6 protein-coding genes are annotated in these 10,823 nt (G+C 70.0%); 3 read left to right on the forward strand and 3 right to left on the reverse strand.

Annotated features, from left to right (window positions below):
* Positions 1-216: 216 nt before the first annotated feature.
* A complete protein-coding gene (locus tag MB828_RS27475; protein WP_133021959.1) occupies positions 217-2,091 on the forward strand; it encodes an AMP-dependent synthetase/ligase in 1,875 nt (624 codons plus the stop codon).
* 68 nt (positions 2,092-2,159) lie between these two features.
* Here the strand turns inward: MB828_RS27475 and MB828_RS27480 are convergent, their stop codons facing one another.
* Both MB828_RS27480 and MB828_RS27485 read right to left on the reverse strand, forming a co-directional pair.
* Entirely contained in the window at positions 2,160-2,720 is a 561-nt protein-coding gene (locus tag MB828_RS27480) for a response regulator (RefSeq protein ID WP_301650568.1), read from the reverse strand.
* Positions 2,717-6,832 carry a HAMP domain-containing protein gene (locus MB828_RS27485; RefSeq protein ID WP_301650569.1) on the reverse strand — a complete coding sequence of 1,372 codons (4,116 nt, stop codon included), beginning with the start codon at positions 6,830-6,832 and terminating at the stop codon, positions 2,717-2,719. The genes MB828_RS27480 and MB828_RS27485 overlap by 4 nt, the downstream gene beginning before the upstream one ends.
* A gap of 102 nt (positions 6,833-6,934) precedes the next feature.
* Here MB828_RS27485 and MB828_RS27490 point away from each other — a divergent pair, with 102 nt between their 5' ends.
* Together MB828_RS27490 and hemW are read left to right on the forward strand one after the other, a co-directional pair.
* A complete protein-coding gene (locus MB828_RS27490) occupies positions 6,935-9,025 on the forward strand; it encodes a SpoIIE family protein phosphatase (protein WP_301650570.1) in 2,091 nt (696 codons plus the stop codon).
* 230 nt (positions 9,026-9,255) lie between these two features.
* The gene (hemW, locus tag MB828_RS27495; RefSeq protein ID WP_301650571.1) at positions 9,256-10,488 is read left to right on the forward strand and encodes a radical SAM family heme chaperone HemW; all 1,233 of its coding nucleotides are present in this window, start codon (positions 9,256-9,258) and stop codon (positions 10,486-10,488) included.
* Between the two features lie 200 nt (positions 10,489-10,688).
* On the opposite strand, the gene MB828_RS27500 is transcribed toward hemW, so the two are convergent.
* On the reverse strand, positions 10,689-10,823 hold a 135-nt coding region (locus MB828_RS27500), incomplete at its 5' end, for a DUF3097 family protein (protein WP_301650574.1).

Consider the following 10,823-nt stretch of genomic DNA (forward strand, 5'->3'; position numbering starts at 1 on the left):
AAAGCGCGGCGGGCCCCTACGCGCGCGTAGCGTCGCTCTGCGTGGAAGATGCGGGGAAACAGACAGGCCGATGCCCCTTACGTACAGCCCGGTCGCGGCTTACTCTGATCCCTGCTCGATAGTTACTCGCGAGTTAAACAACCAGCGTCAACCCACACCGTGAGTAAACCCAGCCGCACTGAGCCAGCCGCACCGTCGCGGGTCCCGGAGGATGTCGTGAGCGACACACAGACACTGATCGAGAACCGACCGCCGTCCGTGGCGGCCCTCTTCCTGGATCGGGTGACGGCCACACCGGACGCCGAGGCCTACCGCTACCCGGTGCCCGCCGCCTCCGGCGACGGCCCGGACGACTGGAAGTCGCTCAGCTGGGCGCAGGCGGCCGAACGGGTCTACGCCATCGCGGCCGGCCTCATCGAACTCGGCATCCAGCCGGAGCAGCGGGTCGCCCTCGCCTCCTCCACCCGCGTCGAGTGGATCCTCGCCGACCTCGGCATCCTGTGCGCCGGCGCGGCCACCACGACCGTCTACCCGCAGACCAACGCCGAGGAGTCGGCGTTCATCCTCTCCGACTCCGAGAGCCGGGTGCTGATCGCGGAGGACGCGGCACAGCTCGCCAAGGCCGTCGAGAAGCGCGCGGAGCTGCCCGAGCTCACCCAGGTCGTCGTCATCGACGGGGCCGGCGTCGAGACGAGCGACTGGGTCATCACCCTTGCCGAACTGGAACAGCGCGGCGCCAAGTACCTGGAGAAGCACCCCGAGCTGATCAAGGAGCGGGTCGGCGCGATCACCAAGGACCAGCTCGCCACGCTCATCTACACCTCCGGTACCACCGGCCGCCCCAAGGGTGTGCGGCTGCCGCAGGACAACTGGTCGTACATGGCGAAGGCGATCGCCGCGACCGGGCTGATCAGCGGCGAGGACGTGCAGTACCTGTGGCTGCCGCTCGCCCACGTCTTCGGCAAGGTGCTCACCTCCGGGCAGATCGAGGTCGGTCACGTCACCGCTGTCGACGGCCGCGTCGACAAGATCATCGAGAATCTGCCGGTCGTGCAGCCGACGTACATGGCCGCCGTGCCGCGCATCTTCGAGAAGGTCTACAACGGCGTCGCGGCGAAGGCCCGCGCGGGCGGCGCGGCCAAGTACAAGATCTTCCAGTGGGCGGCCGAGGTCGCCCGCGAGTACGCCAAGGTCACCCAGGACAACTTCCGCCGCACCGGCGCCGCGACCGCGCCCTTCGGGCTCGCCGCCAAGCACAAGGTCGCCGACGGCCTGGTGTACTCCAAGCTGCGCGAGGCCTTCGGCGGACGGCTGCGGGCCTGCGTCTCCGGCTCCGCCGCGCTGGCGCCCGAGATCGGCTACTTCTTCGCCGGCGCCGGCGTGCACATCCTGGAGGGCTACGGCCTGACGGAGTCCTCGGCCGCGTCCTTCGTGAACCCCGGCGAGGCCTACCGCACCGGGACGGTCGGCAAGCCGCTGCCCGGCTGCGAGGTCCGGATCGCCGACGACGGGGAGATCCTGCTGCGCGGCCCCGGCATCATGCAGGGCTACCACGGGCTGCCGGAGAAGACCGCCGAGGTACTGGAGAGCGACGGCTGGTTCCACACCGGTGACATCGGCGAACTGTCTCCCGACGGTTATCTGCGGATCACCGACCGGAAGAAGGACCTCATCAAGACGTCCGGCGGCAAGTACATCGCGCCGGCCGAGGTCGAGGGACAGTTCAAGGCGGTCTGCCCGTACGTCTCGAACATCCTCGTGCACGGCGCCGACCGGAACTTCTGCACCGCGCTGATCGCTCTCGACGAGCCCGCGATCCTCGAATGGGCCAAGGAGAACGGCCTGGACGGCAAGTCCTACGCCGAGGTCGTGGCCGCGCCGGTGACCGTCGAGATGGTCGACGGATACGTCAAGCAGCTCAACGAAGGTCTCCAGAAGTGGCAGACCATCAAGAAGTTCCGGCTGCTTCCCCGGGACCTCGACGTGGAGCACGGGGAGATCACACCGAGCCTGAAGCTGAAGAGGCCGGTCGTGGAGCGGGAGTACAAGCACCTCATCGACGAGATGTACGCCGGGACGCGGGAAGCCTAGAGGCTGTCAGGTACGGGCGCGTGGGGGCCGGCCGCACGGTTCCCCGCGCCCGTCCGCGCCCGTCCGTGTCAGTACGACCGTGCATTGCTCAGCAGTTGACGTAGTTTTCCGGCTTCTTTCTTCAGCGTTGCTACGTCGACGGGTTCCTCGGACAGGCGGTCCTCCATGACCGCCAGTCGCTTGCTGAGCTCGTTGAAGCTCGCCTGTTCCCGATTCAGCAGCGCCTGGAGTTGCTGGTTCTTCCGGTGCAACTCCAGGAACACGTTGACCTTCGCCCGTAGCACCCACGGGTCGAACGGTTTCGTCAGGTAGTCCGCCGCGCCCGTCGCGTAGCCGCGGAACGCGTATCCCGCGTCCTCCTCCATGCCGGTCAGGAAGATGATCGGGACGTCTTTCGTCTGGTCGAGTCGTTTGATGTTCGCGGCCGTCTCGAAGCCGTCCATGCCCGGCATGCGGATGTCGAGGAGGACCACGGCGAAACGGCGGCGCAGCAGGGCCTTCATCGCCTCCTCACCGGAACGTGCCCGCACTATGGGCTCGTTCAGTGAGCCGAGAACGGCTTCCAGCGCGATGAGGTTGTCCTCCATGTCGTCGACCAGGAGGATGCCGGCCCGCTCGTCAGGGATCATTGCTCCGTCCGTTCGTTGTCGGCCGTGGCGACGGTTTCCGTGGTGACGGTTTCCGTGGTGTCGGGGTCCAGGAGCGCCGTGACGACGGTGAGCAGCCGGTCGACGTCCACCGGCTTGGGCACGTAGTCGTTGGCGCCGCGCGCGATGGACTTCTCCCGGTCGCCGGGCATCGCCTTCGCCGTGAGGGCGACGATCGGCAGGCCCGTCCAGCGGGGGGCTCGGCGGATGGCCGCGATGGTCTCGTAGCCGTCCATCTCCGGCATCATGATGTCCATCAGGACGAGTTCGACGTCCGGGTTGCGTTCGAGGGTCTCGATGCCTTCCCGGCCGTTCTCCGCGTACAGCACCGGCATGCCGACGCGGCCCAGGACGTGGGTGAGCGCGAAGACGTTGCGGATGTCGTCGTCGATGATCAGGACGCGGCGGCCGGGGAGGACCCGGCCGGCGCGGCCGGACTGCCACGCCTTGAGTTTCGCCGGTGCTGGCCAGGCGTCGTCCGTGTCGTGGGGGACGACGGGGCCGGGCAGCGCGAGAGGGCGGCCCTCCGGTGCGGTCGGGCCGGCGGCCGAGTGGCCGGGGCTGACGACCGGGACGTACAGGGTGAACGTCGAGCCGGTGCCCGGTTCGCTCTCGGCGACGATGTGGCCGCCGAGCAGGCCGGCGATCTCCCGGCTGATGGACAGGCCGAGGCCGGTGCCGCCGTACTTGCGGTTCGTGGTGCCGTCGGCCTGCTGGAACGCCTCGAAGATCACCGGGAGTTTTTCGGCGGCGATTCCGATCCCGGTGTCGGTGACCTGGAAGGCGATCACGTCGTCGCTGTCGCGGACGTAGTGGTGCTCGGGGTCCCTGACCCGGGACACCCGGAGTTCCACGCGTCCTTTGGCGGTGAACTTGATGGCGTTGGAGAGCAGGTTGCGCAGGATCTGCTGGAGACGTTGTTCGTCCGAGTACATCTCGCGGGGTACGTCCTCGCCGACCGCGACCTCGAAGGCCAGCCCCCGGTCCAGGGTGAGCGGGCGGAAGGTGGCGTGGACGTAGTCGAGGAGTTTGATCAGCGGGAGTCGTTTGGGGCGGACGTCCATCCGGCCGGCCTCGATCTTCGACAGGTCGAGGATGTCGTTGATGAGCTGGAGCAGGTCCGAGCCCGAACGGTGGATCGTCGTGGCGAACTGGACCTCCTGGTCGGACAGGCGGCCGTCCGGGTTGTCGGACAGCAGCCGGGCCAGGATCAGCAGGGAGTTCAGCGGGGTGCGCAGTTCGTGGGACATGTTCGCCAGGAACTCGGACTTGTACTGGGAGGAGGTCGCCAGCAGGGCTGCTTTCTCCTCCAGTTCCGCGTTCGAACGCTGTAGTTCGGCCTGTTGTTCCTGGAGTTCGTCCGAACGTTCCTGGAGCTGCATCGCCAGCCGTTGTGACTCGCCGAGCAGGGATTCAGTGCGGGAGTTGGCGATGATCGTGTTGATCGCCACACCGATGGTGTTGACGAACTGGTCGAAGAAGGCCAGGTGGACGTCGGAGAAGCGGGAGAAGGAAGCCAGTTCGATCACGCCGAGGAGTTTGTCCTCGAAGAGGATCGGGATGATGACGATCGTCGTCGGCGCGGCTTCCCCCAGCCCGCTGTTGATCTTGATGTAGTCCGGTGGGGTCTCCTCGACGAGGATCCGCTTCTTCTCGCGGGCCGCCTGGTGGATCAGGCCGTGCACCGGGAGTCCGCCGGTCTCGACGGTCGCGCCCTGGGCGGAGCCGTAGCCGGCGATGAAGGCGAGGCCCTTCGCCGGTACGGCCATGGGCACGGTGGCGCCGTCGTCGTCCGGGTCGGCCAGGAAGAACGCGCCGTACTGGGCGTTCACCAGCGGGGTCAGTTCGCGCAGGATCAGGTCGGCGACCTCCATCAGGTCCCGGTGGCCCTGCATCAGTGCGGCGAGCCGGGCCAGGTTGGACTCCAGCCAGTCCTTCGCGCGGGTGGTCTCGCGCAGGTTGGCCACCATCAGGTTGATGTTGTCCTTCAGTTCGGCGACCTCGCCGCGGGCCTCGACCGTGATCGAGCGGGACATGTCGCCCTGGGCGACAGCGGAGGCGACCTCGGCGATCGCGCGGACCTGGGTGGTGAGGTTGAGCGCGAGTTCGTTCACGTTGGTCGTCAGGCGCTTCCAGGTGCCGTACACGCCCTCCACCCGGGCCTGGCCGCCGAGCTGGCCCTCGGAGCCCACCTCGCGGGCCACGCGGGTCACCTCGGACGCGAAGGACGACAGGGTGTCGACCATCGTGTTGATGGTGATCTTGAGTTCGAGGATTTCGCCGCGCGCGTCGACGTCGATCTTCCGGGACAGGTCGCCCTGGGCGACGGCCGTCGCGACCTGGGCGATGTTGCGCACCTGGGAGGTGAGGTTGTCGGCCATGTAGTTGACGTTGTCGGTGAGGTCCCGCCAGACCCCGGAGACGCCGAGGACCTGGGCCCGGCCGCCGAGCCGGCCGTCGGTGCCGACCTCGCGGGCCACGCGGGTCACCTCGTCGGCGAAGGCCCGTAGTTGTTGGACCATCGTGTTGACGGTGTCCTTGAGTTCGAGGATCTCGCCGCGTGCGTCGACGGTGATTTTCTTGGAGAGGTCGCCGTTGGCGACGGCTGTCGTCACCTGGGCGATGTTGCGGACCTGCGAGGTCAGGTTGAGCGCCATGAAGTTGACGTTGTCCGTGAGGTCTTTCCCGACGCCGGAGACGCCTCTGACCTGCGCCTGACCGCCGAGGTTTCCTTCGGTGCCGACTTCGCGGGCGACGCGGGTGACTTCGTCGGCGAAGGCGGAGAGCTGGTCGACCATCGTGTTGATGGTCGACTTCAGTTCAAGGATCTCGCCTTTCGCCTCCACCGTGATCTTCTTGCCGAGATCGCCCTGGGCGACGGCCGTGGAGACGAGGGCGATGTTGCGGACCTGCGAGGTCAGGTTGTCCGCCATGAAGTTGACGTTCTCGGTGAGGTCTTTCCAGACGCCGGAGACGCCTCTGACCTGCGCCCGGCCGCCGAGGTTTCCTTCGGTGCCGACTTCGCGGGCGACGCGGGTGACTTCGTCGGCGAAGGCGGAGAGCTGGTCGACCATCGTGTTGATGGTCGACTTCAGTTCAAGAATCTCGCCTTTCGCGTCGACGGTGATTTTCTGCGAAAGGTCACCGTTGGCGACGGCTGTCGTCACCTGGGCGATGTTGCGGACCTGGGACGTCAGGTTCGACGCCATGAAGTTGACGTTGTCCGTGAGGTCCTTCCACACACCGGAGACACCCCGTACCTGGGCGCGGCCGCCCAGCTGGCCCTCGGTGCCGACTTCGCGGGCGACGCGGGTGACCTCGTCGGCGAACGCGGAGAGCTGGTCGACCATCGTGTTCACGGTGAGCTTCAGCTCCAGCAGCTCACCGGTCGCCTCGACGGTCACCGTGCGGGTGAGGTCGCCGCGGGCCACCGCGGTCGTCACCAGGGCGATGTCACGGACCTGCGCGGTCAGCCGGGACGCCATCGTGTTCACGGCCTCGGTCACGTCCCGCCAGCTGCCCGACAGACCCTGCACCTTGGCCCGGCCGCCGAGCCGGCCCTCGGTGCCGACCTCGCGGGCCACCCGGGTCACCTCGCCGGTGAACAGGGACAGCTGGTCGACCGTCTTGTTCACCGTGCGGCCCAGCCGGCGCAGGTCGCCGCGCAACTGGCGGCTGCCGTCGTGCAGGTCGACCCGCTGGGTGAGGTCGCCGCCGGCCACCGCGTCCAGCACGCGCGTGGCGTTCGCCGCCGGGGCGACCAGGGCGTCGAGCACCTGGTTGACGTCGTTGACACGGGACGTCCAGGCGCCCTGGCCGGGGCTCGCCGACAGCCGTTCGTCGAGACGGCCGTGGCGTACCAGTTCCCGTTTCACGCGTTGCACCTCGGTGTTGAAGTGAACGCTGCGGTCCATGATCTGGTTGAAGACCGCTATGAGTTCGGCGACGATCCCCTCCCCGGTCTCGGGCGCCTTGGTGAAGTCGCCGTCCCGCGCGGCGGTCATCGCGGCGAGCAGCGGGCGCAGTTCGGATGCTCGGAGTTGTTCCGGTTTCTGTCCGTCTTCGAGCACACGCGTAGCACTGTTCTCACTCATGGCGGCCCACTTCGGTAACTCGGTGCTTATGGGCGCAGTCAGTCTGTCACTCTGTCCGCATCCGTCGGGATGTATTCGTCCGAACTGCTCGGGGAGCTGGACATGGGGGCCATACCCACGCAACGGGAGACCGTCTCCCCGGTCCGTGAGGCGCCTGCGCGCGACGAGGCGCCCGTGCACGAAAGCACGGTCCCGCGCGCGCAGGGGCGCGCGACTCTGCCGGGGAGCCCGCTGGCGCCCGGTTCCGCCCGCGCGCTGGTGCGCGCTTCCCTGGACGAGTGGACGGACCGCGGACTGCTGGGCCGGGAACAGCGGCGGGTCGCCGAGGACGCCATGATCGTCGTCAGCGAACTGGTCACCAACGCCGTGGTGCACGCCGGCACCGACGTCGAGATCGACTGGTGGCTGGAGCAGCCCGCACTCGGACAGCACCAGCAACATGAACAGCGTGAACAGTGTGAACAGCACTCACAGCACTCACAGCACTCACAGCACTCACAGCACGAGCGGCATGAAGAGACGGCGCTCGTCGTCGAGGTGACCGACCACCATCCCTCCCGTGCCCCCCGCGACCACGCGGGCGAGACGCCGTACGAGACGCCGGAGTTCGGGCGGGGGCTGCGGCTGGTCGCCTCGCTCGCCGAGTCCTGGGGGGTGACCTACCGGACCGGGGCGAAGTCGGTGTGGGCCCGGCTGACCGGCCGCGGCGGCACCCTGCCCGACGAGCAGGAACTGCGGGTCGCCGGCATCCTCGCCCCCGAACCGCCCGCCTCCCCGGGGCCGCACACCCCGTCTCCCGGGCCTTCGGCCGAGTCCGACCAGGGAGCCTCCTCGGCCGGTCCCGACCAGGGATGCCCGCACCGGCCCGAGCGGGACCGGGACTGGCTCAACCGGGGCGCCCTGACCTTCCTCGCCGAGGCCTCCGACCTGCTCGCAGGACAGCTCGACGAGAACCTGGTGGCCGCGCTCACCGGCCAGCTGATCGTGCCCAGGCTCGCCGACTGGTGCGCGGTGTGGCTGGAGGACGAGGCGACCGTACGCGGCGGCTGGAACGACCCGACGGGCGCCGGCGGGCCGCGGCTGGCCCGGGTCTGGCACAGCAGCGAGAACCGCATCGAGGAGCTGCGCAGGGCCCTGGAGAAGGACCCGCCGGGCGCGAGGGACGGCTTGCGGTCCGGGCCCGAGCCGTATCCCTGGCCCGGCGCGGTGCTCGGCCCGCAGGGCGCCCAGGGCGCGGCGCTCGCCTACCGGCTGATCGCGGGCGGCCGTCCGCTCGGCACCCTCGTCATCGGACGCGCCGGCCCGGACGGCTTCCCCGACGAGATCACCGGCCTGGTCGAGGACTTCGGCCGCCGGGTCGCCCTTGCCATCGGGGCGGCCCGCCAGTACGCCCGGCAGGCCACCATCAGCGCCGTCCTCCAGCGGGGGCTGCTGCCCGGCGCGGTCGCCGAGATCCCGGGCCTGCGCAGCGCGCTCGTCTACGAGCCCTGTGACATGGGCGGTCCCAGCGGCGACTTCTACGACCTGTTCCCGGCCGGTGACGGCCGCTGGTGCTTCGCCGTCGGCGACGTCCAGGGAAAGGGCCCGGAGGCGGCCGTCGTCATCGGCCTGGCGCGGCCCTGGCTGCGTCTCCTCGCGCGCGAGGGCTACCGGGTCGCCGACGTCCTCGACCGCCTGAACCAGCTGCTCCTCGACGACGCCACCGAGGCCGCCGACGCCGCCGCCCGCGCCCTGGTCGCCGCCGGCGGTCACCCGCTGCCGCCCGGGGACGGCCCGCAGACCCGGTTCCTGTCCCTCCTCTACGGCGAGCTGACCCCCCTGGAGGAGGGCGGTGCCCGCTGCACCCTCGCCAGCGCCGGGCATCCGCTGCCGCTGCTGCTCGGCCCCGACGGTGAGGTGCGCACCGCCGCCCGGCCGCAGACCCTGCTCGGGGTCGTCGAGGACGAGACGTACACCAGCGAGACCATCGAGCTCGCGCCCGGCGACAGTCTGCTGTGCGTGACCGACGGCGTCACCGAGCGCCGTTCCGGTTCCAGGCAGTTCGACGACGGCGACGGGCTCGCGCAGGCGCTGGCCGGCTGCGTCGGGCTGAGCGCCGAGCTGATCGCCGAGCGGATCAGACGGCTCGTCCACGAGTTCGGCGGCGGCCAGCCCGAGGACGACCTGGCACTGCTGGTCCTCCAGGCGGAGTGACCGCCCGGCCGCCGGGACGCCACCGGACCGGGCCACGCCCCGCGGACGAGGCCGTGCAAGGCACGCGCGCGTACGGCGTCGTGCAGGGTACGCGCGGGTACGGCGTTGTGCTGGGTACGCGCGCGTACGGCGTTGTGCTCGGCACGCGCGCGTACGGAGTCGTACGGCCGTGCCCGGCGGCTGTCCGGCGGCGGGAATCGGTTCGCTGCGGGTACGGGACAATGGGGGACATGCCTTCCGCACTTCCCGACGGCGAACCGGTTCCGGACGACGGCGCGCTCCCGGCGTCCGCGCTGGCCGGCGCCGCCGCCCGCCCCCTCGGGTTCTACCTGCACGTCCCGTACTGCGCGACCCGCTGCGGCTACTGCGACTTCAACACCTACACGGCGACCGAGCTGCGCGGCACCGGTGGGGTGCTGGCCTCCCGTGACAACTACGCGGACACGCTCGTCGACGAGGTCAGGCTGGCCAGGAAGGTCCTCGGTGACGATCCGCGCGAGGTGCGCACGGTCTTCGTGGGCGGCGGTACGCCGACCCTGCTGGCCGCCGGTGACCTGGTGCGGATGCTGGGCGCGATCCGGGACGAGTTCGGGCTCGCGCCGGACGCGGAGATCACCACGGAGGCGAACCCGGAGTCCGTCGACCCGGCGTATCTGGCGGCCCTGCGGGAGGGCGGCTTCAACCGGATCTCCTTCGGCATGCAGAGCGCCCGGCAGCACGTGCTGCGGGTGCTCGACCGGACGCACACCCCCGGACGCCCCGAGGCGTGCGTGGCCGAAGCCCGTGCGGCCGGCTTCGAGCACGTCAACCTGGACCTGATCTACGGCACGCCCGGTGAGTCCGACGACGACTGGCGGGCCTCCCTCGACGCGGCGATCGGGGCGGGACCCGACCATGTGTCGGCGTACGCGCTGATCGTCGAGGAGGGTACGCAGCTGGCGCGCCGGATCCGGCGGGGCGAGGTGCCGATGACCGACGACGACGTGCACGCCGACCGGTACCTGATCGCCGAGTCGGTGCTGTCGGAGGCGGGTTTCGACTGGTACGAGGTGTCGAACTGGGCGACCTCCGAGGCGGGCCGCTGCCTGCACAACGAGCTGTACTGGCGGGGTGCCGACTGGTGGGGCGCCGGACCGGGGGCGCACTCGCACGTCGGCGGGGTGCGCTGGTGGAACGTCAAGCATCCGGGGGCGTACGCGGCGGCGCTGGCGTCCGGGCGGTCGCCGGGGGCCGGGCGCGAGGTCCTGTCGGACGAGGACAGGCGGGTGGAGCGGATCCTGCTGGAGCTGCGGCTGCGCGAGGGGGTGCCACTGGGGCTGCTGAAGGAGGCGGGCCTCGCGGCTTCGCGGCGGGCCCTCGGGGAGGGGCTGCTGGAGAGCGGTGCGTACGACGAGGGGCGGGCCGTGCTGACGCTGCGGGGACGGCTGCTGGCGGACGCGGTGGTCAGGGATCTGGTGGACTGATCACTTGGGCGGGTGAATCGGCCTGATCTCGAGGCGGCCGAGACCGGCGCTCGGCCTGATCTCGGGCCGGCCGAGACCGGTGCTCGGCCTGATCTCGGGGCGGCCGAGACCGGCGCTCGGCCTGCCCTCGTGGTGGCCGAGCGCGGCACCCGCCCCGGCCGGGAGGCCCTTCGGCGGTTCCGGTGCCGCCTGTGGGAACGTCAGGCCCCGCCGTTGCCCGTGACGAAGTCGATCAGTTCTTCCACGCGTCCCAGCAGTTCCGGTTCCAGGTCCTTGTAGGAGTTCACGCGCGCGAGGATCGCCTGCCACACCGCGCCCGTGTTGTCCGAGGGCCA

Source organism: Streptomyces arenae (assembly GCF_022343545.1).
GTDB lineage: Bacteria > Actinomycetota > Actinomycetes > Streptomycetales > Streptomycetaceae > Streptomyces > Streptomyces humi.

What these genes read in the sequence shown, in the direction of transcription:
- MB828_RS27480 (WP_301650568.1), bottom strand. Translation starts at nt 2,720, where the DNA reads ATGATCCCTGACGAGCGGGCCGGCATCCTCCTGGTCGACGACATGGAG.
- MB828_RS27485 (WP_301650569.1), bottom strand. Translation starts at nt 6,832, where the DNA reads ATGAGTGAGAACAGTGCTACGCGTGTGCTCGAAGACGGACAGAAACCG.
- MB828_RS27490 (WP_301650570.1), top strand. Translation starts at nt 6,935, where the DNA reads ATGGGGGCCATACCCACGCAACGGGAGACCGTCTCCCCGGTCCGTGAG.
- hemW (WP_301650571.1), top strand. Translation starts at nt 9,256, where the DNA reads ATGCCTTCCGCACTTCCCGACGGCGAACCGGTTCCGGACGACGGCGCG.